Annotated in this window: 25 protein-coding genes; 7 read left to right on the top strand and 18 right to left on the bottom strand. The window is 72.5% G+C overall.

Features of this window, described 5'->3' with window-relative positions:
• Positions 1–80: 80 nt before the first annotated feature.
• The 10 genes from ABD879_RS14685 to ABD879_RS14640 form a co-directional block, all read right to left on the bottom strand.
• A complete protein-coding gene (locus ABD879_RS14685) occupies positions 81–983 on the bottom strand; it encodes a helix-turn-helix domain-containing protein (RefSeq protein ID WP_345021682.1) in 903 nt (300 codons plus the stop codon).
• A 238-nt stretch (positions 984–1,221) separates the two neighbouring features.
• A complete protein-coding gene (locus tag ABD879_RS14680) occupies positions 1,222–2,019 on the bottom strand; it encodes an SAM-dependent methyltransferase (RefSeq protein ID WP_345021680.1) in 798 nt (265 codons plus the stop codon).
• Positions 2,020–2,126: 107 nt separating this feature from the next.
• Complete coding sequence (locus ABD879_RS14675; protein WP_345021678.1) at positions 2,127–3,026, bottom strand: STM4011 family radical SAM protein; 900 nt, start codon at positions 3,024–3,026, stop codon at positions 2,127–2,129.
• The gene (locus tag ABD879_RS14670) at positions 3,026–4,336 is read right to left on the bottom strand and encodes an STM4012 family radical SAM protein (protein ID WP_345021676.1); all 1,311 of its coding nucleotides are present in this window, start codon (positions 4,334–4,336) and stop codon (positions 3,026–3,028) included. Before ABD879_RS14670 ends, ABD879_RS14675 begins: the two co-directional genes overlap by 1 nt.
• The gene (locus ABD879_RS14665; protein WP_345021700.1) at positions 4,333–5,124 is read right to left on the bottom strand and encodes an STM4013/SEN3800 family hydrolase; all 792 of its coding nucleotides are present in this window, start codon (positions 5,122–5,124) and stop codon (positions 4,333–4,335) included. Before ABD879_RS14665 ends, ABD879_RS14670 begins: the two co-directional genes overlap by 4 nt.
• A complete protein-coding gene (locus ABD879_RS14660; protein WP_345021674.1) occupies positions 5,121–6,245 on the bottom strand; it encodes an STM4014 family protein in 1,125 nt (374 codons plus the stop codon). Before ABD879_RS14660 ends, ABD879_RS14665 begins: the two co-directional genes overlap by 4 nt.
• A gap of 52 nt (positions 6,246–6,297) precedes the next feature.
• Positions 6,298–7,203, bottom strand: coding sequence for an STM4015 family protein (locus tag ABD879_RS14655; RefSeq protein WP_345021672.1), 906 nt, complete (start codon positions 7,201–7,203; stop codon positions 6,298–6,300).
• A gap of 148 nt (positions 7,204–7,351) precedes the next feature.
• A complete protein-coding gene (locus tag ABD879_RS14650; protein WP_345021670.1) occupies positions 7,352–8,161 on the bottom strand; it encodes a MetQ/NlpA family ABC transporter substrate-binding protein in 810 nt (269 codons plus the stop codon).
• A 113-nt stretch (positions 8,162–8,274) separates the two neighbouring features.
• Entirely contained in the window at positions 8,275–8,931 is a 657-nt protein-coding gene (locus ABD879_RS14645; protein WP_345021668.1) for a methionine ABC transporter permease, read from the bottom strand.
• Positions 8,928–9,974: a methionine ABC transporter ATP-binding protein gene (locus ABD879_RS14640; protein WP_345021666.1), complete on the bottom strand. Its 1,047-nt coding sequence runs from the start codon at positions 9,972–9,974 to the stop codon at positions 8,928–8,930. Before ABD879_RS14640 ends, ABD879_RS14645 begins: the two co-directional genes overlap by 4 nt.
• Before the next feature lie 596 nt (positions 9,975–10,570).
• Here ABD879_RS14640 and ABD879_RS14635 point away from each other — a divergent pair.
• Complete coding sequence (locus tag ABD879_RS14635; protein WP_345021664.1) at positions 10,571–11,143, top strand: hypothetical protein; 573 nt, start codon at positions 10,571–10,573, stop codon at positions 11,141–11,143.
• Positions 11,144–11,168: 25 nt separating this feature from the next.
• Positions 11,169–11,564 (top strand): hypothetical protein, encoded by a 396-nt coding sequence (locus ABD879_RS14630; protein ID WP_345021662.1) that lies wholly within the window; start codon positions 11,169–11,171, stop codon positions 11,562–11,564.
• A 37-nt stretch (positions 11,565–11,601) separates the two neighbouring features.
• On the opposite strand, the gene ABD879_RS14625 is transcribed toward ABD879_RS14630, so the two are convergent.
• From ABD879_RS14625 to ABD879_RS14610, 4 genes are all read right to left on the bottom strand, one after another.
• On the bottom strand, positions 11,602–12,207 hold the full coding sequence (locus tag ABD879_RS14625; RefSeq protein ID WP_285496191.1) for a response regulator transcription factor: 606 nt from the start codon (positions 12,205–12,207) through the stop codon (positions 11,602–11,604).
• The gene (locus ABD879_RS14620) at positions 12,204–13,397 is read right to left on the bottom strand and encodes a sensor histidine kinase (RefSeq protein ID WP_345021658.1); all 1,194 of its coding nucleotides are present in this window, start codon (positions 13,395–13,397) and stop codon (positions 12,204–12,206) included. The genes ABD879_RS14625 and ABD879_RS14620 overlap by 4 nt, the downstream gene beginning before the upstream one ends.
• A 200-nt stretch (positions 13,398–13,597) precedes the next feature.
• The gene (locus ABD879_RS14615) at positions 13,598–14,248 is read right to left on the bottom strand and encodes an ATP-binding cassette domain-containing protein (protein WP_345021656.1); all 651 of its coding nucleotides are present in this window, start codon (positions 14,246–14,248) and stop codon (positions 13,598–13,600) included.
• A gap of 91 nt (positions 14,249–14,339) precedes the next feature.
• Entirely contained in the window at positions 14,340–15,503 is a 1,164-nt protein-coding gene (locus ABD879_RS14610) for a lactate 2-monooxygenase (RefSeq protein ID WP_345021654.1), read from the bottom strand.
• 178 nt (positions 15,504–15,681) lie between these two features.
• On the opposite strand from ABD879_RS14610, the gene ABD879_RS14605 reads away from it, so the two are divergent.
• Positions 15,682–18,141: a DNA gyrase/topoisomerase IV subunit A gene (locus tag ABD879_RS14605; protein ID WP_345021653.1), complete on the top strand. Its 2,460-nt coding sequence runs from the start codon at positions 15,682–15,684 to the stop codon at positions 18,139–18,141.
• 81 nt (positions 18,142–18,222) lie between these two features.
• Here ABD879_RS14605 and ABD879_RS14600 read toward each other — a convergent pair whose 3' ends face one another.
• Complete coding sequence (locus ABD879_RS14600; RefSeq protein ID WP_345021651.1) at positions 18,223–18,624, bottom strand: VOC family protein; 402 nt, start codon at positions 18,622–18,624, stop codon at positions 18,223–18,225.
• Between the two features lie 734 nt (positions 18,625–19,358).
• Here ABD879_RS14600 and ABD879_RS14595 point away from each other — a divergent pair.
• The 3 genes from ABD879_RS14595 (at position 19,359) to ABD879_RS14585 (ending at position 21,543) form a co-directional block, all read left to right on the top strand.
• Entirely contained in the window at positions 19,359–20,189 is an 831-nt protein-coding gene (locus ABD879_RS14595; RefSeq protein ID WP_345021650.1) for a patatin-like phospholipase family protein, read from the top strand.
• 62 nt (positions 20,190–20,251) lie between these two features.
• The gene (locus ABD879_RS14590) at positions 20,252–20,692 is read left to right on the top strand and encodes an SMI1/KNR4 family protein (protein ID WP_345021649.1); all 441 of its coding nucleotides are present in this window, start codon (positions 20,252–20,254) and stop codon (positions 20,690–20,692) included.
• Between the two features lie 323 nt (positions 20,693–21,015).
• The gene (locus tag ABD879_RS14585; RefSeq protein ID WP_345021647.1) at positions 21,016–21,543 is read left to right on the top strand and encodes a gamma carbonic anhydrase family protein; all 528 of its coding nucleotides are present in this window, start codon (positions 21,016–21,018) and stop codon (positions 21,541–21,543) included.
• Positions 21,544–22,873: 1,330 nt separating this feature from the next.
• Here ABD879_RS14585 and ABD879_RS14580 read toward each other — a convergent pair.
• From ABD879_RS14580 to ABD879_RS14570, 3 genes are all read right to left on the bottom strand, one after another.
• Positions 22,874–23,260, bottom strand: a complete 387-nt coding sequence (locus ABD879_RS14580; RefSeq protein WP_345021645.1) for a hypothetical protein — start codon at positions 23,258–23,260, stop codon at positions 22,874–22,876.
• Positions 23,261–23,362: 102 nt separating this feature from the next.
• Positions 23,363–23,554 carry a helix-turn-helix domain-containing protein gene (locus ABD879_RS14575; RefSeq protein ID WP_345021643.1) on the bottom strand — a complete coding sequence of 64 codons (192 nt, stop codon included), beginning with the start codon at positions 23,552–23,554 and terminating at the stop codon, positions 23,363–23,365.
• The gene (locus tag ABD879_RS14570; protein ID WP_345021640.1) at positions 23,544–24,383 is read right to left on the bottom strand and encodes an ATP-binding protein; all 840 of its coding nucleotides are present in this window, start codon (positions 24,381–24,383) and stop codon (positions 23,544–23,546) included. The genes ABD879_RS14575 and ABD879_RS14570 overlap by 11 nt, the downstream gene beginning before the upstream one ends.
• 246 nt (positions 24,384–24,629) lie before the next feature.
• Between ABD879_RS14570 and ABD879_RS14565 the strand changes: the two genes are divergently transcribed.
• The gene (locus ABD879_RS14565; RefSeq protein WP_345021638.1) at positions 24,630–25,952 is read left to right on the top strand and encodes a helix-turn-helix transcriptional regulator; all 1,323 of its coding nucleotides are present in this window, start codon (positions 24,630–24,632) and stop codon (positions 25,950–25,952) included.
• Positions 25,953–25,955 lie beyond the last annotated feature (3 nt).

The raw sequence follows: 25,955 nt of genomic DNA, 5'->3' as shown, positions 1-25,955 counted from the left end.
CCTGCGACCAACGGCCCCGGCCCGCCCCACTCGGGCGACGGGGCCCTGAGCGTTGGCGTGCGAGCGACGCTTCCGGGGCCTCAGTAGGAGGCGAGGGTGCCGGTGAGGATGTGCCGGGTGTGTTCGGGCAGGGACGCCTCGGTGACCAGCGTGTTGAAGGCGTGCCAGTGGCGTTCGATCTGGGCGGGGCTGGACGGGTAGCACGCCCCTTGGGACCGGTCGAGGTAGACCAGGTCGGGCAGGCTGTGCTGGTGGAAGCGGACCAGGGTGAACGGCTGGTCGCCCAGGTGGCCCGTCGCGGTGTGCGGCGCGACCTGCACGGTGACGTTCGGCCGCTGGGCGACTTCGAGGATGTGCTGGATCTGCGCACGCATCGTCGCCGTGCCGCCGACCGGACGCCACAGCACCGCCTCGTCCAGCACCACCCACAGGTTGACCGGCCGCGGCCGCATCCGCAGGATGCGCTGGCGGCGCAGGCGCAGTCCGACGCGCCGGCGCAGCTCGTCCCCGGTGGCGGCGGAGTGGTGCCGGGCGATGTCCGCGCGGGCGTACTCGGGTGTCTGCAGCAGCGCCGGCACGGTGGTGGGCTCGAAGCTGCGGATGAGCCAGGCGGACTGCTCGGCCGACAGGTAGAGGCGCTCCCGGGCGGGTACGAGGTCGCGCTCGTCGTCCCACCAGCCGCGGGCGTGGGACTGCTCGACCAGGGCCAGCGCGGTGGCGTGCTCGGCCTTGTCGTGGATGCCGTAGAGGGTGAGCAGGGCGACGACGTCGCGGTCCTTGAAGCCCGTGCGGCCGCGTTCCATGCGGCTGAGCTTCGCGGTGGACGCGCCGATCGCCCTGGCCGCCTGTCCGCGGGTCAGACCGCACTCCTCGCGCAGGGCGCGCAGGCGCCTGCCGAGCAGCAGCCGCGCGACGAGCGGACCGCTGGACGCGGACGCGGCGGGCTTGTCGGTGAACGCTTCGCTGCGGGCGGCGGCGATCAAGGCGGCTCCTCGTGTGGACGGCCACGGACGAACCAACACCGGCTTCACACGGTAACGCCCGACCTGTGCGCAAGCGTTTCTTCCCGCCCGACGGCGTTACGCGGCCGCCCTGCCCCGACCGGGCACGGGACGCCCTGAAACACGCCCTGAGGTGCGGAAATGCCTCGTCCGGCCAGTGTCGCCTTATGAAAAGACCGAGCAGGCCGTTTGTGGGCATCCACAAGAAGGCGCGGGCGGCCTAGGGTTTGCGGGCCACTCCGCACACGGTGGGATGGTCGACCGCTTCGAGCGGTCGCACCTCCGGCCGCCACCGCGAACACGGCACGATGCCGGGTTCGACGGGCTCCAGGCCCTCGAAATAGCGGTGGACGAACGCGGGCCTCCGCAGCCGGTACGGGACCGCCCCCGTGGCGTCGTAACCGCTCTGCGCCTCGTTCATGGACGCCTCGGTGTCGGTGGAGTCGTACAGGGCCAGATGGCTGCCGGGGGCGAGCGCGTCCTTGAGGCGGGCGACGACCGACTGCGCCTCCTCGTCGTCGACGATGTGGCCCATGACGCCCATGAGCATGAGCGCGACCGGACGGGAGAAGTCCAGGACGGTCCGCACCCGGTCGAGGAGCCCGTCGGGGTCGCGCAGGTCGGCTTCGATGTAGTGGGTGGCGCCCTCGGGGGTGCCGGCGAGCAGGGCGCGCACGTGCGCCAGGACCAGCGGGTCGTTGTCGACGTAGACGACGTGCGCGTCGGGGGCGATCCGCTGGGCGACCTCATGGGTGTTGTCGACGGTGGGCAGGCCGGCGCCGATGTCGAGGAACTGGCGGACGCCGACCTCCCCGGCCAGGCGGCCGACGGCGCGGGCCAGGAACAGCCGGCTGGTGCGGGCCAGCTCGACGATCTGCGGGTAGACCTCCGCGTACGCGTCGCCGGCGCGGCGGTCCACCTCGTAGTTGTCGGTGCCGCCGAGCCAGTAGTTCCAGACGCGGGCCGATTGCGGCACCGAGCGGTCGACCTTGGGGCCGAGGGCGTCGTCGGAGGTCACGGCCGTCCTTTCGTCCACGGGCAGGGCGTGGCGGCCTACCACCGTAGACGCGCGGCCGCGCCCGTCCCGCGGAATCCGTTATTCGGACGGACCGGGATGCCGTGTCCTCATCTCGCATGCTGGGACAGCGGGATGCGTTCCAGGACTCCACCGGCGAAGACGTCGTACAGGCCGAGCGGCTCGAGGTGCACGTAGCCGATGTGGCAGTCGCAGACGTCCAGCGGGCAGGGACGCGGCCGGAGGGCGGCGCGGAAGGTGCCGTCGTAGAGGTTGCCCAGCACGGCGGGGACGAAGTGGCAGCGCCGTACGGTTCCGTCGCCGTCCACGGAGATGACGCTGTGGCCCGTGCGGCAGGGCAGGCCGCGGCTGCGGTGGGGGTGGCGGCTGTAGGAGAACAGGGGGTCGATGTCCGTCCACGCGGCGGCCTCGTCGTCGGTGTAGGAGCGCCCTTCGGCGGCGTTAACCCACAGGTAGACGTGGGCGGGCAGGTCGGCGCGCAGGCGCCGGGCGGCGTCCAGGTGTTCGGGCAGGCCGACGATGCCGACGCTGAACCGCACGCCCCGCCGGAGCAGTTCGCCGCACCGTTCGAGGAACCGCTCGTAGGGCACCTGCCCGGGGTGGTAGGTGCTCCACAGCGCCAGCCGGGACGGGTCGGCGTCGGCGGTCCAGCCGAGGCGGTGGCTGAGGTTGGTCTGGATGGCGGCGCGTTCGACGTGCGGCATGTGGCTGAGCTCGACGAGCGCCCGCCGATACCAGGACCGCACCAGCCCCTCCCCCCAGGGGGTGAACAGCACCGAGACGGGGTGGGTCTGCCGGGAGACCCATGTCACGAAGCGTTCCAGTGCGGCGCGGTCGGCGCGCAGTTGCTCGGGGGTGTCGCGGCGTTTGGCGAACGGGCAGTACGGGCAGTCGTAGTCGCAGCTCGCCAGCGGGCCGCGGTACAGGATCGTCAGGTGGTCCCCTGACGGGGCGTGGTGCCGGGGCGGTGGTGTGGGCGTGTGCGGCATCAGCGGATCTCGTAGGTGTCCATGAGGGCGCGCACCCGGGTGGAGAACAGCGCCGGTCCGATGGTGTCGGAGTGGGCGAGCCCTTCGGGGGTGAGCCGCAGGAGGCCGGGGGTCTCCTCCACCCACCCCCTGTCCAGGAAGGGGGTCAGTTCGGGGGCGAAGTCGGTGACGGGATCGCCGCCGAAGCGCGCGCGGTAGGCGGCGCGGTCGAGGCCGGACGCCTGGAGCAGCGACTGGATGAGGTGGCGCCTGCGCCGTTCGTCGTCGTCCATCTCGAAGCCGACGCGCGCGGTGCCGAAGTCGTCCTCGCGGACGTAGTCGTCGATGATGGCGCGCACGGCACGGACGTCGACGGCGTACTCGAACGAGTAGTGCAGGTCTGCGGTGTAGGAGCGGGCGCCGCATCCCAGGCCGACCATGCCGTCGGTCTGGCAGCAGTACCGGGTGTCGTGCGCGGCCAGGCCGCGCAGCCGGAACATGCGCATCGACACCTGCTCGTAGCCGTTGGCCAGCAGGTGGTCGCGGCCGATGCGGTAGAGGGTGAGCCGCTGGTCGTCCCAGGCGCGGGCGTCGTCCGCCCGGTCGGCGCGGCGGCCCAGCCCCGTCAGCGGCCGCACGTACAGCGGGTACAGGTAGATCTCCTCGGGGCGCCAGGCCAGCGCCGCGTCCAGGGACAGCAGCCACGAGGACGGGGTCTGCCCGTCGATGCCGTAGATGAGGTCGATGTTGAGGGTCGGGAAGCCCGCGGCGCGGATTCGGCCGAGGGCGGCCTCGACGTCGGCGCGCCGCTGCGGCCTCACGGCGGCGCGCGTTTCGGCCTCTACGAAGCTCTGAACGCCGATCGAGACGCGCGTGGCGCCGCGGTCGGCCAGGACGGCGAGGCGGTCGGCGGTGGCGGTCGCCGGGGACGTCTCGACGGCCAGCGGTACGGCGTCCAGGTCGGCGAAGCGGGCGGCGATGTCGCACAGCCGGTCCAGTTCGGCGGCCGTGAGGTAGGTGGGGGTGCCGCCGCCGAACGCGGCGACCTCGAACGTCGCCTCGCCCAGGGCGTCGCGCACGGCGGCGGCCTGCCGGTCGAGCGCGTCCAGGTAGGCGCCGGTGAGCTCCTCGGGCGCGCCGGTGCGGGTGAACAGGTTGCAGAAGCCGCAGCGCATCTCGCAGAACGGCACGTGCAGGTAGAGGAACAGCGCGTCGCGCCGCTCCTTGGCCCACACCTCGCGCAGGGGCCGGGCGGGCAGGCGGCGGTAGGCGGTCTTGTGGGGGTAGGCGTAGACGTAGCCCTGGTACGGGCCGGCGGTTGCGGTGGTCACGACAGGACGAACTCCCCGTACGGAACGGTCCAGACGACCTCGTGGCCGATCCGGTGGCCGACGTGGCCGTCCTCGCCGTAGGCGGTGCCGTGGTCGGAGCAGACGATCACGAAGCAGGGGCGGCGCATGAGGTCGAACAGGCGGCCCAGGTGGCGGTCGACGTGGCGCAGCGCGGCGGCGTGGCTGTCGCGGGTGTCGCCATCGTCGCGGATGGCGCCGTCGAGGTAGAACCAGTTCGGCTGGTGCAGCGCCGCCACGTTGAGCAGCAGGAACAGCCGCCGGTCGGCGGGCAGGCGCGCCATCGTCTCGGCCACCCGGTCGATCTGGTGGCTCAGGGAGTCGGGGTCGGTGACGCCGAACTCCGGCTCCCAGTGGCTCTCGGCGAACAGGCCCGGCAGGACCGACCCCAGCGGCGTGCGCTTGTTGAAGAACCCGACGCCGCCGACGCAGACGGTGTGGTAGCCGGCCCGGGCGAGCCCCGTGGGCAGGTCGGGCGCGTCGAACACCCAGGTGGTGTCGGCGGTGGTCTCGCTGCCGGGGAACCGCGACGCGAACAGCCGCGGATGCGGGCCGGGTCGCGCCGGGGTCGGCAGGAACCCGGCGAGCATGGCGGCGTGCGCGGCGTAGGTGAAGCTGCCGGGGGTGTGCCGCCGTTCCCAGCGGCCGCCCGGCAGCAGGCCGGTGAGCGTGGGGGTCTCCCCCGCCTCCGCCAGCTCGGCGGCGACGTCGTAGCGCAGCGTGTCCAGCGTCACCAGCAGCAGGTCATGGGTGCCGATGATCTTGTTCATGTCGTGCACGCGCCCACCTCCGCGTACGCCGGCGCGGCGGAGAACCGGGCGAGGGCGGCGCGGACCTGCGCGGTGTAGGTGTCGAGCCCCTCGGCCCAGGTGCCGGGCAGCCCGGTCAGGCCGGGCAGCAGGTCGCCGAAGGCGTTGACCTCCGCGACCGCGAACCTCCGCCGGTCGGCGCCGACGAGCAGGTCGACGCCGACCATGAGGCTGCCGGGGAAGCACGCCGCGGTGCGCGCGCACACGTCGAGCGCCCGCGCCCAGCCGTCCTCCCCCAGCGCGCGCCGCACCGCCGCCAGGTCTCCGCGCGCACCGCCCAGGTGCAGGTTGGTCATGGGGTACCGGCTCGTGCGCACCACGGCGTGGGTCGGCTCCCCCGCGATGACCACGACGCGCAGGTCGAACACACGGCCGTCCACGGCGGCCTTGGGGAACCAGCGCTCCACGTGCAGCCCGTCCGGGGCCAGCGCGTCGATCAGGTGGGCGACGTCCGGCTCGGTGTTGTACGTGCGGACGCGCAGGGAGTTGACGTACCCGGTCGCCGTCCGCGCCGCCGAGGTGACCGCCTTGATCCGGCCGCCGGGAGCGGTCTGCAGCGCGACCACGCCGGAGGCCGACGAGCCGTGCGCGGGCTTGACGAACACGCGGCGCATCCCCGCCTCGGCCATGCGGTCGCGCAGCTGCGCGTAGCTCCCGACGGAGGGAAGGGCCTCCGGGACGGGCACGCCCGCGGCCTGAAGGCGGGCATGGCACCGCCTCTTGTCGCACATGACGGCGACGTCGTCCACGTCGCCGACGAGCCGCGCCCCCGCCCGCCGCGTGTCCGCGGCGATGCGCGACAGGGCGTCGGTGAACGTCCGGTACCAGCGGACGCCGCCGCCCACGCGCGCGGGATCGCCCGGCCCGCGCAGCAGGGCGTCGGCCCGCGCGTCCTCCCCCGGCGAGTCGATCCGCACCAGCACGTTCCCGTCGTCGTCCGCGCGCACCGACGCGGACCCGCCGGTCAGCACGTCCGTCCAGGGCACGACGTGCGGTTCCGGCAGGCCGCAGGCGCGGCATGCGGCGGCGAACAGGTCGGCCCGCCGGTCGCCCGGCGTGGCGATCAATGTGAACGATGTCATCATCACTCCGCGACCTGGGCGAACACGGGGCCGGTCCGTTGCGGGCCGGCGGTCATTCGGACACCGCGACGTAGGGCCAGTCCGGCCCGCTCTTCTGCTCGTCGAGGTCCAGCTCGACGCCGGGCAGGGCCTGCCGCAGCCGCTCCATCATCGGCCTGCTGAGGAAGTGGTGGTGCAGGTCGAGGTGGCTCAGGTGGGTGAGCGGCTGCCCGGCCAGCAGCGCCTCCGCCCCCGCGTCGGTCAGCGTGCCCAGGGCCAGGCTGAGCGACTCCAGCCGCGCGACGACCGGGGCGCCCGCCAACGCCTCCGCGATCTGGTCGGCGCGCTCGGCGTCCTCCAGGCCGAGACGGCGCAGCGCCGGGAAGCGCTCGCCGCTCAGGATCGGCGCCAGGTCGGCCACGGTGGTGTCGCCGCCGTAATACTCGACGCCCAGCCACAGGTCCAGGTGCTCCAGGTTGGGCAGGTCGCAGGCGCACAGGTTGCGCACGGCCTCGCCGGGCAGGCCGCCGGACTCCAACCGCAGCCGCCGCAGGTGCTCGCTGGCGAACGGCCGCACCCGCACCCCGGCGCCGCGCGTCTCCAGGGTCTCCAGGCGGGGGAACGCCTCGACCACCCGGGTGATGTCGCCCCGGTCGATCCAGGAGATCTCGCTCTCCTCGTACACGATGTCGCCGACGAACAGGTGACGCAGCGCGGGCAGCCGGTCGGCGGCGTCGACCAGCAGCTGGATCGCGTCGCAGCTGTCGTCCCAGCCGGTGACCAGGTGGGTCAGCCGGGTGGTGTCGACGGTGTCGAGGAACTCCTGGAAGATCGTCGGGTACGGCGTCTGCCAGTCGGTGCGCACCCGCCAGGCCGTCGGGTCGGGGGCGTCGGCGGGCCGGGGGCGGCGCCCGTCCTCGTCCGGGAAGTCGGTCACCGGCAGCCCGGCGAAGTGTGACAGGTGCTCGTTGACGGTCATGGGTTCCCTTTCCGAGTCGAACGGCACTTGTCCTACCAGCCGCCCCGGACATCCCGACGGCGGGATCCGGCGCACCATGACCGGCATGCGCCGACGGCCCCCGGCCGGAGGCGACCGGGGGCCGTCGAAAGGGGGGTGCGGCGCCGGATCAGGCGGCGGGCAGCACCGAGCCCTGGTAGGTGTCCTCGATGAACTTCTTGACCTCCGGGCCGCGCAGCAGGTCGACGAGCTTCTTGATCTGCGGGTCGTCGGCGTCCTCCGGCCGGGTGACCAGGCCGTTGACGTACGGGTTGCCCTCGGCCTTCTCGCTGACCAGCGCGTCCTTGGCCGGGGTGAGCTTGGCCTCCAGCGCGTAGTTGCCGTTGATGACCGAGGCGTCCACGTCCGGGAGCTGGCGCGGCAGCGCGGCGGCGTCGGTGGGCTTGAAGGTGATGTTCTTGGGGTTGCCGGTGACGTCCTTCTCGGTGGCGTTCTGGCCGACGCCGGGCTTGAGGGTGATCAGGCCGTTGTCGGCCAGCAGCTTCAGCGCGCGCGCCTCGTTGGACGGGTCGCTGGGCACCGCGACGGTGGCGCCCTGCTTCAGGTCCGCCAGCTTGGCGACCTTCTTGGAGTAGACGCCGAGCGGCTCCAGGTGCACCCCGGCGACGAAGGTCAGCTTCTGCCCGGTCTTCTGGTTGGACTCGTCCAGGTAGGGCTTGTGCTGGAAGTAGTTGGCGTCCAGCTGGCCGTCGTTGAGCGCGGGGTTCAGCTGCTCGTAGTTGCTGAACTCGCGGATCTCCAGCTTGAGCCCGTTCTTGTCCGCCAGGTTGTCCTTGACGAACTTGAGGATCTCGGCGTGCGGCACCGAGGTGGCGCCGACGGTGAGGGTGTCGTCGGAGCCGGCGTCGCCGCCGCCGCAGCCGGCCAGGCCCAGCAGCAGTCCGGCGGACACGAGGGCTGTTGTGATCTTGCGCAGCACGAAGAGTGCCTTTCTCGTTCGGTGACAGGGAATCGGTGTCAGGCGCCCGCGGTGTCAGGGAGACGGGCAGCGGGGGTCGTCCGCGGACGCCGTGGTCGCCTGCGGGTGGGCGGTCATCTGTGAGTGAGGCGACGGACGGCCAGGTCGCCCAGCGACTGCACCGCCTGCACCAGCGCGATGAGCAGCACCAGGATGGCCATCATCATCCCGGTCTCGAAGCGCTGGTAGCCGTAGCGGATCGCCAGGTCGCCGAGGCCGCCGCCGCCGATCGCGCCCGCCATCGCCGAGTAGCCGATGAGGGCGATGACGGTGACGGTCAGGCCCGCGGCCAGCCCGGGGCGGGCCTCGCGCAGCAGCACCTTCCACACGATCTGGCCGCGGGAGGCGCCCATCGCCTGGGCGGCGGCGACCACCCCCGGGTCCACCTCGCGCAGCGCGGTCTCCACCAGGCGCGCGTAGAAGGGGATGGCCGACAGCGTCAGCGGCACGATCGCCGCCTGGGTGCCGATGGAGGTGCCGACCAGCGCCCGGGTGAACGGGATGATCGCCATCATCAGGATCACGAACGGCAGCGACCGGCCGACGTTGACGATCGCGCCGAGCACCTTGTTGACCGCCGGGACGGGCAGCAGCCCCCCGCGCTCGGTCAGCACCAGCAGCACCCCGAGCAGCGTGCCGCCGAGCGCCGTGAACAGCGTCGACCACACGGTCATCTGCAGCGTCTCCAGGGTGCCCTGGCGCAGCAGCGGAACCATCTCGTCCCAGGTCATGAGACCGGCGCCTCCTCTTCGGTCGCGGGCGTCCCGAGCGCGCCCGGCGCGTCGCCGGCGGCGCCGTGGACCTCGACGGCCAGGCCCGCCTCGCGCAGGTGGGCCAGCTGGGCCGCGTTGACGTCGGGTTCGCCGGGCAGCTCGATGCGCAGCCGTCCGATGCGCGTGCCGCCGATCTCCTCGACCGCGCCGCCGAGGATGTTGACGTCGATGGAGTAGGTGCGGGCCAGCGTGGACACGAACGGCCGGTCCGCGCTGTCGCCCTCGAACGTGACGTCCACGACGGTGGTGCCGCCGCGCAGCACCGGGTCGGGCAGCGGGAACAGGCCGCGGGCCAGCTCCGAGCCGGGGCGCAGCAGCAGCTCGCGCACCCGGCCGGACTCCACCACCCGCCCGTCGCGCATGATCGCCACGGAGTCGCAGATGCGCTTGACCACGTCCATCTCGTGGGTGATGAGCAGGATGGTCAGGCCGAGGCGCCGGTTGAGGTCGCGCAGCAGCTCCAGGATGGACGCGGTCGTCTCGGGGTCGAGCGCGGAGGTGGCCTCGTCCGACAGCAGCACCTTGGGCCGTCCGGCCAGGGCGCGGGCGATGCCGACGCGCTGCTTCTGCCCGCCGGAGATCTGCGCGGGGTAGGCGCGGGCGTGCTCGGTGAGCCCGACCAGCTCCAGCAGCTCGGCCACGCGCTCGGCCCGTTCGGCGCGCGGCACGCCCATCACCTCCAGCGGGAACGCGACGTTGCCCGCCACGGTGCGGCTGGACAGCAGTCCGAAATGCTGGTGGATCATGCCGATGCGCTGGCGGGCCCGGCGCAGCTCGCCGCCGGACAGCGCCGGCAGGTCCTGCCCGTCCACCAGCACGCGCCCCGCGTCCGGCCGTTCCAGCAGGTTGACGCAGCGCAGCAGGGTGCTCTTGCCGGCGCCGCTGCGGCCGAGCACGCCGAACACCTCGCCCTCGCGGACGGTCAGGTCGACGCCGTCGACGGCGGTCACCTCGCGTCCGCGGGTGCGGTAGACCTTGCGAAGTCTCTCGATCTGGATCAAGGGGTTTCACCCGTGCGGGTCGACCGCGCGCGCAAGCAGGGCGCGCGGAGCGTGGACGGTGGTCGGAAGGACGGAAGGACGCGTGAGCGGGAAGCCTGCCGGGGGCTCTAGGCGCGGCCGGGCGGGTACGGCGCGTGGCTCAGCAGGTGGGTCTGGAAGGTCATGTGCGCGGCTCGATGTCGTCCGGGGGTGGGCTCGCTTCGGGGCGCGAGGCTCGGGTGGGGGCCCTCAGCGGTCGCACATTCGACACCGGCGCGTACACCCCATCGCGCGCACGGCTCGCGGGCGGCGCGTCGGGCAGGGGTGTGCGGCACTCACGGTCATCAGTAAAGCGGCCCGACACTGATGGTGCAAATCCAGTCATACGACTCGAAGGCCGTCGTGATGGGACTCACACCGCCCTGCCGGACCCCGCGGTGACGCCCCTCGAGGGCCGTCGCCGCCGGATGGAAACGATCTCCTCCGCAGGACAGCACAATCTCATAGTGCGAACAGGTGAAACGAGGCGTTCCGGACGTCTAGAGTGAGCTTCGACGTGGGGCCCTCCTCCGGGAGGGCCCTTTACCTGTACCTCGTGTGATCAGAGGACCCGAAGCATGAACGAGCATGAGCTGCGCGCGGAGTTGCTGCGGCTGCTGAGCGACGGGATGACCGAGCCCGCGTCGACCGCGGTGAACGGTGAGCGCGGCCTCGTGCCGCTCGCGCTCGACATGGACGGCGACGTCGCCGTCGTCTCGTTCCTGCGACATCAGAACGGCGGCACCGGAGGCTGCTTCATCGAAGGTGTCACGTTCCACAAGCGGGACGGCGAATGGATCGAGCTCGGCGGCGGCGGGGCCTGGGCTCCCGACGAGCCGCTGGCCCGGCGTCCCGCGGCGGAGCTCGGCGGCCACCTGATCCGGTACGCCATGGGCCGTACCGTCCGCAACGCCAACCGGCTGTTCCCCTGGGGCGCCAAGTGGGTGAGCGAGGCCAAGCTGCGCGCCTCCAGCGAGGTCGCGCGGATCCGGGTCGGCTCCCGGCTGCTGGACGTCCCGGCGCACGGGCACGTCGTGGTGGTCTGGACGGCGCGCCGCGACCCCGTCGTCGAGGCCCTGGACAAGGACGGCGCCGTGCTGGCGTCCCTGGACCTCGGCCCCCGCCTCGTCCCCCTGGCTTCGACGGCCTGACCCCCTCTCCCTCTCTGGAGGACCCGTGCTCGCCATCACCTGGGACACCGTCCGAGTCTTCCTGCACGTGCTGGCCGCGACCGTATGGGTCGGCGGGCAGCTGACCCTCACGGCGCTGCTGCCCGTGCTGCGCCGCGCGGGCGGCGACACCTCCAAGCTCGCCGCCCGCCAGTTCAACCGGGTCGCCTGGGCCGCGTTCGCGGTGCTCGTGCTGACGGGCGTGTGGAACATCGCGGCCGTGGGCGACGCGGACGGCGCGTACAAGACGACCCTGCACGTGAAGCTGGCCGTCGTGGTCGTGTCGGGTGTCGCCGCGTTCCTGCACGCCCGGGCGTCCACCCCCAAGGGCCTGGCGGTGTCGGGGGCCGTGAGCGGTGTGGCCGCCCTGGCGGCCCTGCTGCTGGGCGTCATGCTCGGCTGAGCCCCGCCCCGGCGGGTCGGGCCACGGCCCGGGCGGGTCACAGCCAGCCGAGGTCGCGGGCGGCGCGGACGGCGGCGTGCCGGTTGTCCACGCCGAGCTTGGTGACCGCGGCCGACAGGTAGTTGCGCACCGTCCCCTCCGACAGCCCGAGGGCGCGGGCGATGCGGGCGACCGGCGCGCCGTCGGCGGCGGCGCGCAGGGCGTCCAGCTCGCGCGGTGTCAGCGGGCACTCCTCGGCCGCCAGCGCGTCGGCGGCCAGCTGCGGGTCGATGTACCGCGCGCCGCCGGCGACCTGCCGGATGACCTGCGCGAGCCGCGCGCCGGGCGCGTCCTTGCCGAGGAAGCCGCGCACGCCCGCGCTCATGGCGCGGCGCAGGTTGCCGGGCCGCCCGTGCGCGGTGACGATCACGACCCGGCAGCCGGGCAGGTCGCGGGCCAGGCGCTCGGCGGCGGCGAGCCCGTCCAGGCCCGGCATGTCCAGGTCCAGCACCGCCACGTCCGGTTCCAGGGCCAGCGCCCGCTCCACCGCCTCGTCGCCGCGGCCGACGTCGGCCACGACCTCGATGCCGGGCTCGGTGTCGAGCAGCAGCACCAGCGCGTCCCTGATCAGCAGGTGGTCGTCGGCCAGCAGCACCCGGATCATGCCCGGTCCCTCCCGGCGGGTTCCGGCGCCGGGTGCAGCGGCACGGCCGCGGCCACCCGGAACGTTCCGTCGCCGACCGGCCCGGCGGTGAACTCCCCGCCCGCCGCGGCGATCCGGTCGGCCAGCCCGGCCAGCTCGCTGCCGGGCGGGTGCGCGGCGGCGCCCGGGGCGCGGCGGCCCGGCCCCGCCCCGTCGTTGCTGATCTCCAGCCACAGCCGGTCGTCGTCGGCCCACACCGTGATCAGGCACCAGGTCGCGTTGCTGTGCCGCAGCACGTTGGTGGCGGCCTCGCGGGCGACCCGGCCGAGCGGTTCGTGCACGTGGGCGGGCAGCCGCGGGGAGATCTCGGGCGGCCGGCAGCGGATCCCGGCGGCCTGCAGCACGGCGGACATGCCGTCCAGTTCCGTGCGCAGCGACGTCGCCCGGTAGCCGCGGACGATCTCCCGCACGTCGCCGACCGCCTCGCGCGCCATCGCCTGGATCTCGGTCAGTTCCTTGCGCACGCGCCCGGGGTCGCGCTCCAGGTACCGTTCGGCGACCTCGGCGCGCAGGGCGACGGCCTGGAGGCTGTGGCCGAGCACGTCGTGCAGGTCCCGGGCGAAGCGCAGCCGTTCCTCCCCCACGGCGGACCGGGCCAGCTCCGCGCGCGCCCGCCGCAGTTCCTGGACGACGTGGTACATCCACACCGTCACGTAACCGGAGAACGCCGCGACGGGGACGCCGAACAGCTCGTACAGCACCGTCAGCGGGGGCAGCCCCAGCAGCACCCCGTACGCGGGGGTGAGGACGGTGGCGGCCCCGGTCACCGCCACGGCCTGCCGTAGCGGCAGCACGACGGCGATGAGCCCGGCGGGGAGCATCAGCAGGTTCCCCCAGCCGTCCTGCGCGCCCATCACCGGCGGCAGCCCCCAGCACACGACGGTGAGGGCGGCCAGGCCGATCCGGTGGGCGGGCGCGGTACGGCGACGCAGGTTCAGCCACAGCAGCCGCCCGTAGCCGGCGCATATCGCCGCCGCCGCGGCCACGGCGAGCACCACGCGCCCCGGCTCGGAGCGGGTGAAGGTCTCGTACCAGAGGGCGGGCAGCAGCATGCCGGTCAGGGTCAGCAGGGTCAACGCCACGATGACGGCGGCGAAGGCCCCGGGGCGCCCGATCCTCGGCTGCACCTGTCTGCCTGCCTCTGCGATCAACGGGAGCAGGGTCACTCAGGGTACGCGAGGTGCCCGCCCCCGCCTCTTGGCGGTGCCGTCAAAGCTTTCGGCCGCCGATTGTCACCGCGCTCACAATTTCAGCCCCCGAGCAGGGTGCGCGGGCCTGCGAGACCGCTACGACCGCCCCTGGGCGCCCCCAAAGGCCCCGTGCGGGTGCCCCGGGCGGCCGGTGTCCGCTGTCAGGCGGCCTTCGGATGCGTCTGGTCACCGCCTGTGACCAGACGTCCGTCGTCCAGGATGCCGACACGGTCGGCGCGGCGCGCCTCGTCCGGGGCGCGGGTGGCCGCCAGCACGGTCACCCCCTGGGCGGACAGCGCCCGCAGCACGCCCCACACGCGTTCCCCCGACGCTTCCCCGAGGTCCGCGGTGGGCTCGTCCAGGAACAGCACATCGGAACGGGCCAGCAGGACCAGCGCCACGTCCAGCAGGCGCCGCTCCCCCGGCGTGAGCCTCTCGAACGGCACGTCCTCCAGCCCCGACAGGCCGGCCAGGCGCAGCGCCCCCGCCGCGGTGAGCGGGTCAAGTGTCCAGCGGCGCCAGGCGTCCACGACCTCCGCCACGGTCAGGCCCGGGAACAGACCGCCGTCGCGCCACACCGTGCCCGCCCTCAGCGCGCCGCGCCGTTCATAGGGGTCGATCCCGCAGACCCGCACCGTCCCCCCGCAGGGGCGGCGCAGCCCGGCGGCGGCCTCCAGCAGCGTGGTCTTGCCCGCCCCGTGGCGGCCCAGCAGCGCGTACACCTCGCCCCGGGCCACGGTGAACGAGACGTCCCGCACGGCGTCGCGCTCCCCGAAACGCACCCGCAGGCCGCGTACCTCGATCACGTCCATGCGCCCATGCTGCCGAGCGGCGGCACGGGGCGGGCAGTCACGGACGTCAGGAAACGCCCGTGACCTTCACACGGCCGCGCCATGACATTCGTCAGGTCCCCACGAGGAGGTCGGGGCCGAGGTCGGCGATCCTGGCGTGGCCCGAGAGCATCAGGGTCAGGTCCAGTTCGGCCAGCAGGCAGCGCAGCACGTGCGTGACCCCCGCCTCGCCCCCGAGCGCGAGCCCGTACACGAAGGAGCGTCCCACCAGGACCGCCTGGGCGCCCAGGGCGAGCGCCTTGGCGATGTCGGCGCCGGTGCGCACGCCGCTGTCGAACAGCACCTCCGCCTGGTCGCGCACGGCTTCGACCACGGGCGGCAGGGCGTCCAGCGACGCCACCGCCCCGTCGATCTGCCGCCCGCCGTGGTTGGACACGATCACGCCGTCCATGCCCGCGTCCACCGCGCGCCGCGCGTCGTCGGGGTGCTGGATGCCCTTGAGCGCGATCGGCCCGTGCCAGTGCTCGCGCAGGAACTCCAGGTCGTCCCAGGTCAGCGAGGGGTTCCCGAAGTTGGCCGCCCAGTGCAGGATCGCCGCGTCCCGGTTGGCGTCGGTGACCGGCCCGCCGACCGCCTTCTGGAACACCGGGTCGCTGAAGTAGTTGGCCACCCCGATGCCCCGCAGGAACGGCAGATACGCCTGGTCGAGGTCGCGGGGCCGCCACGCCAGCGCGAACGTGTCCAGCGTGACCACCAGCGCGGTGTACCCGGCGGCGGCCGCGCGCTCCAGGAAGCTGACGGCCAGCTCGCGGTCCTTGGGCCAGTACAGCTGGTACCAGCGCGGCCCGTCCCCGTTCGCCTGCGCGACCTCCTCGATCGAATACGACGAGGCCGTGCTCAGCACGTACGGCAGCCCGACGGCGGCCGCGGCCCGCGCCGCCGCCCGCTCGCCGTCCGGATGGAAGATCGACTGGACGCCGACCGGGGCCAGCGCCACGGGCGCGGGCATCGGCGTGCCCAGCACCCGCACCGACAGGTCGCGCTCGGCCACGTCCCGCAGCATCCGCGGCACGATCCGCCACCGGTCGAACGCCTCCCGGTTGGCCCGCGCGGTCGCCTCGGTGCCCGCCGCGCCCGCCGCGTAGCCGAACGCAGCGGCCGACAGGCGCCGCCCGGCCAGCGCCTCCAGCCTCGTCAGGTCGGTGGGCAGCTCGGGGACGACGTCGCCCAGGCCCCTGAGGTAGATCTCGTTCTGGAAGTCGGCGGGCGAGCTCATGCCCGCCTCCCGCCGGCCTGCGGCACCCGCCCGGCGGATACCGCGCCCGCCCACCGGGCGGCGCCGCGCCCCTCCGGCTCGCTCATGCACCCTCCTCGGACCCGTCCGGGCCGCGGCGCCCGCCGCCGCGGAGCCGTCCGGTACGAATCTGTCTGTGGGACCGGCAACAATGTTCCACATGGCACGACGCGGATCCCAAGCCCCACCGCCGCCCGACTTCGAGGAGAACATCGTCGACGTCGACGTCTCCGAGGAGATGCGCGGCAGCTACCTTGAGTACGCCTACTCGGTGATCTACCAGCGGGCGCTTCCGGACGCGCGCGACGGGCTCAAGCCCGTGCAGCGCCGCATCCTGTACTCGATGAACGAGATGGGCCTGCGTCCCGACCGCGGCCATGTCAAGTGCGCCCGCGTCGTCGGCGAGGTCATGGGCAAGCTGCATCCGCACGGCGACAGCGCCATCTACGACGCCATGGTGCGCATGGCCCAGCGCTGGGCCATGCGCATGCCGCTGGTGGACGGCCACGGCAACTTCGGCTCGCTCGGCGGCGACGACATGCCCGCCGCCATGCGGTACACCGAGGCCCGCATGTCCCGCGAGGCCATGCTGATGGTCTCCTCGATCGACGAGGGCACCGTCGACTTCCGGCCCAACTACGACGGGCAGGAGACCGAGCCGGAGGTGCTGCCCGCCGCGTTCCCGAACCTGCTGGTCAACGGGGCGTCCGGGATCGCGGTCGGGATGGCCACCAACATGGCCCCGCACAACCTCGGGGAGGTCATCGCCGCCGCCCGGCACCTGATCGCCAACCCCGACGCCGACCTCGACGAGCTGATGCGCTTCGTGCCCGGCCCCGACCTGCCCACCGGCGGCAAGATCGTCGGGCTGGACGGCATCCGCGACGCCTACGCCACCGGCCGCGGCACGTTCCGCACCCGCGCCACCGCGCACATCGAGAACGTCACCCCCCGCCGCAAGGGCATCGTCGTCACCGAGCTGCCCTACGCGGTCGGCCCCGAACGCGTCAAGGCCAAGATCAAGGACCTGGTCAACGCCAAGAAGCTGCAGGGCATCGCCGACCTGAAGGACCTCACCGACCGCACCACCGGGCTGCGGCTGGTCATCGAGGTCAAGAACGGCTTCCACCCGGAGGCGGTGCTGGAGGAGCTCTACCGGCTCACCCCGATGGAGGAGACCTTCGGCATCAACAACGTGGCGCTGGTGGACGGCCAGCCCCGCACCCTCGGCCTGCGCGACCTGCTGCAGGTCTACATCGACCACCGCATCGACGTGGTGCGGCGCCGCTCGGCGCACCGCCGCGCCAAGCGCGAGGACCGGCTGCACCTGGTCGACGGCCTGCTGGTCGCGCTGCTCAACATCGACGAGGTCATCCAGGTCATCCGCGGCAGCGACGACTCCGCGCAGGCCAAGCAGCGCCTGATGCAGATCTTCGAGCTGTCGGAGGTCCAGGCGCAGTACATCCTCGACACGCCGCTGCGCCGCCTGACCCGCTACGACCGGCTGGAGCTGGAGAAGGAGAAGGAGCAGCTGGCCCGCGAGATCGCCGAGCTGACCGAGATCCTGGAGTCGGAGGCCAAGCTGCGCGGCGTGGTGTCCGACGAGCTCGCCGAGGTCGCCGCCGAGTACGCCACGCCCCGCCGCACCGTGCTGCTGGAGTCGTCCGGCCAGACCGCCGCGGCCGCCGTGCCGCTGGAGGTGCCCGACGACCCCTGCCTGGTGCTGATGTCGTCCACCGGCCTGCTCGCCCGCACCGCCACCGCCGACCCGCTGCCCGCCGAGGGCGACCGGGGGCCGCACGACGTGCTGGCGTCGGTCGTCCGCACGTCGGCGCGCGGCCAGATCGGCGCGGTCACCTCGGCCGGGCGGATGATCCGCATCGAGGTCATCGACCTGCCGCTGCTGCCGCCGACGGCCACCGCGCCGTCCCTGGCCGGAGGCGCCCCCATCGACGAGTACATCGCCCTGGAGGACGACGAGACGGTCGTCGGCCTGGGCGCGATCACCGACTCCGGCCCGGGTCTGGCCCTGGGCACCGAGCAGGGCGTGGTGAAACGGGTCGTCCCCGACTTCCCCAACCGCGACGACTTCGAGGTGATCGGGCTGAAGGAGGGCGACCGCGTGGTCGGCGCCGTCCAGCTCACCTCCGAGGACCAGGACCTGGTCTTCATCACCACCGACGCCCAGCTGCTGCACTACGGCGCCGCCAACGTGCGTCCCCAGGGCCGCCCGGCGGGGGGCATGGCGGGCATCAAGCTGTCCGCCGGAGCGCGTGTGCTGTGGTTCGGCGCCGTCGACCCGGCCCGGGAGAACCGCGTGGTGACGGTCTCCGGCTCCTCCACGGCCCTGCCCGGCACCCAGACCGGCGCGGTCAAGGTCTCCGACTACGCCGACTTCCCGGCCAAGGGCCGCGCCACCGGCGGCGTCCGCACCCACCGCTTCCTCAAGGGCGAGGACGCCCTGATCCTGGCCTGGGCGGGCCCGGCCCCCGTCCGCGCCGCGTCGTCCACGGGCAAGCCGCTGCCGCTGCCCGCCGAACTGGGCCGCCGCGACGGCTCCGGTGAGAAGCTCGGCGTCCCCATAGCCGCCGTGGGCGGCCCGCTGGCGTCCGAGGCGTGACGGCGCCGTGCGGGCGCGGCCGGGCGTTTGACCAGGCCGCGCCCGCACGGCGGCGCCCAAGCGCCCAAGGTGCGCAGTCGGTCAGGCCGCCGGAGCGGGCCGTTCCTGGACGACCCACCGGTTGTCGTCGGGGTCGCTGAAGAAGATCATCGTGCTCCAGGGCTTCTCGCCGCGCCCCGGGCGCCGCTCCCCGTCCTCGATGTGCACCACGTCGCTGACCGGAACGCCCCGCCCCGCCAGTTCCGCGTGGGCGGCCTCGATATCGCCGACCACGAGCGTGAGCCCCTTGACGCTGCCGGGCTCCCCGTCGGTGACCAGGTGGATCGAGCATCCGGACCCGGGCGGCGTGAGCTGCACGAGCCGCCGTCCCCCGGGGAGCTCCCGGTCGATGTCCACGGCGAACCCGACCTGCTCGCCGTAGAAGACCTTCGCCCGGTCCACGTCCGAGACGGGCACCGGCACCGCTTCGAGTTTCCACTCCACGCCGCCATCCTCCTACGGCCCACCGACAGTCCCAGAGACCGCTCGACACCCGCGCCCTCGCCGCCCGATGCGGATACCCCGACGCGCCGACAACACGGCCCTGACGGGGATGCCCCCGCACGAGTACCTGGTGGCGGGCTCGCCCACGGCCTGCTCCCAGCCCCGGCGCCGAGGTCAGCCCAGGCCATACCCGGTGGATCTTGGCATTCGGCTGCGGCCGATCTTCAGTGCGGGGGGCGGCAGCCTGCTCGTCCGTCGCCTGCTGCGGTGCCGTGGCTTTGGCGCAGTCGGAGCCGAGCCGCCTGCTGAACAGCGGCTACCCCGGCGAGAAGGGCGGGCAGCTCCCGCGACGGCACCGCTGGGCACCCCCCACACGGACCGACCAGGCGCCACACAGACCACCATCGGGCACATGCCGCCAGTCGGGATCGAGAGCCCCACCCTTGTGCGAGCCGTCACCGCTGTCAGCACCTGCCCGCGGTCCACCGAGGCAGTCAACCGGCCGGGCAGCTCCCGCGACAGCACCGCCGAGGGCATCCCACGGACGTGATCGGCGGCATGCAGCAGACGTCCGCCCACACGCAGTCCCGGCGCCCCGGACGGACGAGGCTCGTGCTCAACGGCGGCCGGAGCCTGACCGGTCCCTCCCTGTCGGCGGGCTCGGCGGCAGCGATCCGGCAGGGCCACCGCGAGGCGGGGAATACTCAGCGGTACTCGACGAATGGGAGACGGCCATGACCGAGGCGCTGGTGCTGGGCGGCGGGGGCGCCGGAGGAATCGCCTGGATCACCGGCGTGCTCGCCGGGCTGGCCGACGCGGGACAGGACGTCACCGGCGCCGATGTGATCGTGGGGACGTCCGCGGGCTCGACCGTCGCTGCGCAGCTGGGCAGCGATCTCAGCCTGGATGAGCTTTTCGCCCGGCAGGTCGAGCCGGAGCTGCAGTCCGCCGAGCTCATGGCCGAGCTGGACCTGGAGAAGTTCGGCGCCGACTTCGCCGCCATGCTGCGCGACGCGGGCACCGTCGCGGAGGTCCGGCGGGCGGTGGGCGGGTACGCGCTCGAGGCCGCCACCGTCCCGGCGTCGGAGCGGCGGGCGGTGATCGAGTCGCGGCTGCCGTCCCACGCGTGGCCGGAGCGCACGTTGAAGATCGTCGCGGTGGACGCCGAGAGCGGTGAGCCGCGGGTGTTCGACAACGCCTCGGGCGTGGACCTGGTCGACGCCGTCGCGGCGAGCTGCGCCGTGCCCGGCGTGTGGCCGCCGGTGGCGATCGGCGGACGCCGGTACATGGACGGCGGCATCCGCTCCGCCGCCAACGCCGACTACGCCGCCGGGGCGTCCCGGGTCGTGGTGCTCGCCCCGCTGGGCGGCGTCGAACTGGTCCCGACCGACAGGCCGCTGGACCGGACCGTCGAGGAGCTGCGCGCGAACGGCGCCGAGGTCGCGGTCATCGAACCGGACGAGGCGTCGCGGACGGCCATCGGCCCGAATCCGCTCGATCCGGCCACCCGCGGGCCGGCCGCCGAGGCGGGCCGCGCCCAAGGCCGCGCGCTGAGGATTCGATGACGCCGCCCGCGGTCACCGTCTCCGTCGTGATCGCCGTTTCGCAGACCGCGGAAGGACCCGCCATGTGGAGAGAACTCATCGGGCGCCTGTACGGCGACGCGGAGTTCGCCGCTCCCGCGTCCGACGGGGAGATCGACGAGATCGAGCGGCGGCTGGGTCAGGCGGTGCCGGACGAGCTGCGGGAACTGCTGCGGCAGGCCAACGGCGTGCGGGCCGAGTACGGATCCGGACTGGTGTGGTCGGCGCAGGAGATCGTCCGGGAGAACACCGAGTTCCGGCGGAACGGCGACCTCGGCGGCCTTTACGGATCTTTCGACCGGCTGATGTTCATCGGGGACAACGGCGGCGGCGACCAGTTCGGCTACGTCCAGGGCCCGTCCGGACCGCACGGCGGCGTGTACGTGTGGGATCACGAAACCGACGAACGCAAGCGGGTCGCCACGTCGCTGGAGGACTACCTGCGGCGCAGGGCGGACGCGGACGGCGACGACTGGTACAAGTGAGGCCGGGGAGCGCCACGCTCGCTCGTCACCCCCGGGCCGGGAACTCCCTGGTCGCCGCACTATTGTGGCCCCAGCATGATCCACCGGACACGACCTGGCCAGGCCGCCCCGCGTGTTGCGCCTGGTCACAAGTTCCGGGCGGCACCCCCGCAACGCGCGTGCCCTCGCCGCTCCCCGCCCAGACGAGAGATCACCGCAGTCGCCCATGGGCGCTATGCCCTCCGGGTGTATCCCGCGCTGAGCGACCTGGAACGCTGGTATGCGCAGTGTTTCCCGGCATGTCCGGCCGGGGCCGCGTTTGCCGACCTTCAAAGGAGGACCGCATGGCCGTCTACGCACTCGGCGACCGGGTACCCGTCATCCACGAGACCGCCTACGTGCACCCGGACGCAGTGGTGATCGGTGCGGTGACGCTGGGCCCGGAGTCGTCCGTCTGGCCGAACGCGGTGCTGCGCGGCGACTACGGCCGCATCGAGGTCGGTGCCCGCACTTCCGTCCAGGACGGCACGGTGCTGCACACGACCGAGGAATGGCCCACACTGATCGGCGCCGACTGCGTCGTCGGCCACAACGTGCACGCCGAAGGCTGCACGGTCGAGGACCGCTGCCTGATCGGCTCCGGCTCGGTCGTCCTCAACCGCGCCCGGATCGGCACCGGCTCCATCGTCGGCGCCTCCGCCCTGGTCCCCGAGGATCTCGAGGTGCCGCCGGGCTCCATGGCGCTGGGCGTCCCCGCCCGCGTCCGCCCGATGGGCGAGCAGACCCGCCACGCGGACTGGCTGGAAGAAGCGGTGCAGCTCTACGTACGCAACGCTCGCGACTACCGCAAGAGCCTGCGCCGCCTCGACTGAAAACCACGAGCCGACCGCGGCATCTGCGGCACGCGAACTGACGGGACGACGCCGTGCAGCCCCTACATGCGCAACATCCACCACCGCAAGACCCACGCCACACCGCCAAAAACCACGGACCAACCCCGAACCCGCTACTGACGGAGCCGTCCGACAGCACACGGACCAATCGACTGCACATGCAGGGCTGCAACCCCACGCCACACCGCCAGAAAACCACGAACCAACCGCGAACCCGCCGCTGACGCTGTCCGACAGTACGCAGACCGGCTGGACGACGCCGCACAGCCCTACACGCGCAGCACTCGCCACCCAAAACCCACGCTGCATCGACTGAAAACCGCGGGCCGACGGCAGCGTCGGCAGTGGGGTGGTGACGCGGCGCCACCCGGGGATGAGCACCCGGGCGCCCCTGCGGGGTCGTCGAGAACCAACGCGTCCAGGCCGTCCAGCAGCAGCGTGTACCCGGCATGCTCGTCCAGCACCCCGCGCGGCCCGGCGAAACCGCGGCCGCAGACCTCCTCGGCGTGCATCCCGCCTGCTGGCCAGCCCCAATCGGCGAGCACGCGACACCATGCGCGGGCGTCCCGCAGGACGCGGTGCGCCATGGCGAGAGGGCGACGCCGAGACGCACGGCGAATGCGTGCGAGGCGCTGGCCGACCTGCCGCGATGCCCCGCCCGCCCGACGAACGGGTCCGGCTGTTCCCAGCCGTGCTGCACGACGCGGCCAAGCTGCACTACACGCAGATCGACATCCACGGTGCCGCTGGTAGTGGCGATGTTCGGCTTTGGGGTGGCGGCACAAGCAGCCCACCAGAAGTGCCCGCGAACGGCTGCACGCACGCGCGCCGTCCACTCGGGAAACACGTTGCTGCCCACACGTGCAAGAGCGGCCCCACGCTCGGGGCGCTGCGCGAGAAACTCGACCTGTGTATGGTCCAACGGTCGCAGGCCATGCGCGCCTAAGGCCTGTCCAGTGGATCAATGGTGGATCCGCAGCAGCGCGGTGGCCGGGGCGCTCCGGCCGGTGGTGACGGGCCGGGCCGGGCGCCGGGGCGGCGGTGCCGCACCTCACTTCGGGCAGCTCGATGCGGTTTTTGGACCGTCTTGTTCTGTCGGCGGGGCGGCTTCACCGGAGGCGGACACGCGGCCGCCATGATCCACCGGACACAGCCTAGTAGGGTGGCCTCCGTCTTCCGCAGCCGCGCTGTGGTTCGGGGAATCGCCGCGGAGCCGTTCTGTGGAACGGGCGGTGCGGGGTACCCGGTCTTGTCTCTGGGCGAGAGCCGCAGCCTTGAGGGTGGAGGTCGGCCGAGACGTGGACGTGTGTCAGCGATGCGGGCCGGCCGGTCGGGATTGGTCCGGCGGGCTGTTCTGCTCCCTGAGCATGTTCTTGATCTCGGTCATCCCCCACAGGACCTTGCCCATCGAGTTCTCGATCTCCGTCAGCCGCATCTCCACACCGGTCAGCCGCCCTTCGACCCGGGTAAGGCGGCCATCGACACTGCTCAGCCGTTCTTCGACTTCGGTCAGGCGGTCCTCCACCGCGGTCAGGCGCCGGTTCATGTCGCTGCGTGTGGTGCTGAGGGCGACGAGCAAGGCGTGCTGGGCGTCGAGCCTGGCCGAGATGGTCACGCCGCCGCGCGGCCTGGGCATCCCGACGTACTCTTCCAGAGCCAGCAACCGGGCCTTGATCACGGCGCTCCGAAGCAGCATCGTTTTCGTCTCCTTACTCCTGACCGGGGGCTGGGAGGTCTCGGGTTCAAGCCTGGCAAGTCGTCACGGTCCGCGTCAGCCGAATCACGATCTGTGGATAACTCATCGAGGGTCGAGTCCGTGCCGCAGGAGGGCCTCGATGTCGGCGCGGTGGAAGCGAAGGCGGCCGCTGGGGGTTCGGACGGGCGGCAGGAGGCCCCGCGAGGCCCAGCCGGAGACCGTCGACCTGGCGACGCGGAACAGCGCGGCGACCTCGGCCGTGGTCAGCAGGTCGGGCAGTTCGTCACCTCGCATCCAGGTCCTCGCAGTGACACACGATCGTCTCCGCCGCCTCGGTCACGTCCCCAGGCGGGAACCGCAGCATCCCCGCGGGCGTGGTCACCGCCAGTCCACCGTCCCGTGCCCACACGGTGACCCCTGCCCGCACCGATAGCACTGACATGTCCCAGCCCTCTGAGCGGTGCAACGGGCCCAGGCCGCGTGCTCTCAGCGCGGCCTCCAGGTCACGCGACGCCTCTCGGCAGCCCCGGCGGATCAAGGGCAGCGACGCCGGGCTGTCCTCCGGCGCGGGCAACGCGAAATAGACCGCCTTGCCGCAGCCGGGCGGGCACCCGAGCCGGGATCTCGTCCGGTGGACTCCCCACTCGCCACCGTGCTCGCCCGTGAGGCCGTTCACCAGTTCGAGCCCACGACCGCCCTCGGCGCCTGGTGGGGGACGAAGGGGCTGATGCGGGACGGCCCCCTTCCATGGGCCGTCATCGAAGACCTTGGTCACGATCTGCGGCGCCTTGCCCCGCCGGTACATCCACAACTCCGGCTGCCCCGGCGGCCGGCAGCGGTCCCGCAGCACATGCACGAGGACGTTCGTCGCCAGCTCCGACACCATCGTGGCCGCGTCCCCCACCATCTCCTCGGGGATCAGTAGCGCCCGCAGCGTCTCCCGCACCTTTCCCCGCGCAACCGCCGCGATCGTCGTGTCCTGAGGCAGCGCCCATACCGAACACCCTCCGGCCACGATGACAGCCGCCCCGGAAGCGTCCGCGCCCCGCACCGTCCGTCCGGCCGTCGAACCGAGCCCGCCCGCCCCGGCGGGCATGTCGCGCTCAGAAGCACGATCTTTCATGGGGATGAAACCTCCGCGGTCACCGATCGAGGCGGGACGGCGGCGTCGCACCAAACGGACGCCTTTTCCTTCCAAAAGGGGCATAAGTCGCTGACCTCCGGGAGTCCGCAACCCGCTTTTCACATGACTCTCAGTGAATCCACGTCACGCGGCGCAAGGACAGGTGAGAATGACCGAGACCGCCCGGGGAGGCGCCTCTCTAGGCGGACCGCGCCGATCAACATGCTGATCGAGAGGAGCGAGACGATGAGCGATCAGCAGCCGCCGAAGTGGGCCCTGCGCATCTGGGCCGAACGCGAAAGGCGCGGTTGGAGCAAGCACGAGATGGCCCGGCAACTGATGCGGGCGGCCGGCCTCTCCTACGGGAACGTCGTCAACCTCGCGCGGCAGATCTACGACTGGGAAAAGGGCAAGCACTTCCCCCGGGACTGGTCGAGGGCCTATGCCACCGCGTTCGACACCACCGTCGAGAAGCTGTTCGGGGTCCCGGATCCCATACAGCGGGCCGTTGACCTCGCGGGTACCTTGGAGGACAGCGCCACCTCCGACGATTGGTACGACATGGAGCGTCGCCGCCTGCTGGAACTGCTCGCACTGAGCCTGGGGGCCGGTGGCCTGGCCTCATCCGGCGAACCGATCCGCCAACTCCTCGACATCGTCCTCATGAGCGAAGACCGCTCCGCCGAAGACTGGGAACTGGCCTGCGTTGATCATTTGCACGCACTTCGCACCAGGCCCCCGATCCAGGTCCGGGACGGTCTCCTCATCGATCTTCTGGCCCTCCAGCGTCAATTGAAGAAGGCCGACACCAAGGACCTTCCCGACCTGAACCGGTCCGCCGCCGGGTTGTCCCTCATCCTGGCCAACGCACTGACGCGCCTTGGCAACCACGCGGCCGCCATCCACTGGTGGCGCACGGCCAAGGCCGCCGCCGACGCCTCCGGCGATCTCAACCTCCGGCTTCTGATTCGCGCTGAAGAAGCTGGTTGCGCCCTTTACGGGCAGCGAGACATCTCGACGGTTCTCGCGCTGGTGGACAAGGCACGAGCCCTCGCATCAGGCCCATCCTCCTACTGGTACGCCGATCTCGCCGGCACACGAGCCAAGGCCCTCACCCTCCTCGGCCGACACGACGAGGCCAAACAAGAACTTCGCACGTACGTCACCCACGCCGGGAACGAAGGTCCTTCCACCGTCATCCCGACAATCTGGTGCCCCGATCAGACGCACTTCGCCGAGAGCTGGGTCTACGCGGCAGCAGGCGACGAGGCGAAGGCAGACGCGGCACGCACCCAGGTGCTCGCCTACAACGGCGACTATCAATACCTCGCCAACGTGCACCTCCACGAAGCCATCTGCACCGTCGCCCAAGGCGGCATCGACCGGGGCACGCAACAAGCCACCGCAATACTCGACGCCCTGCCAACAACCCACCGCAGCGCAATGATCACCGAAACCGGCAAGATCGTCCTGCGCACGGTGCCTTTCGACCAGCGGGACCGCCCAGCCGTCCAAGACCTCCGCGCGACGCTGACAGCCACCGCCCCACACACAACCGCACTGCACTGACCA

The sequence above is a fragment of the Actinomadura keratinilytica genome (genome assembly GCF_039539665.1).
In the GTDB taxonomy this organism is placed as follows: Bacteria; Actinomycetota; Actinomycetes; order Streptosporangiales; family Streptosporangiaceae; genus Spirillospora; species Spirillospora keratinilytica.
This window is presented reverse-complemented; position numbering and strand designations above follow the sequence as displayed.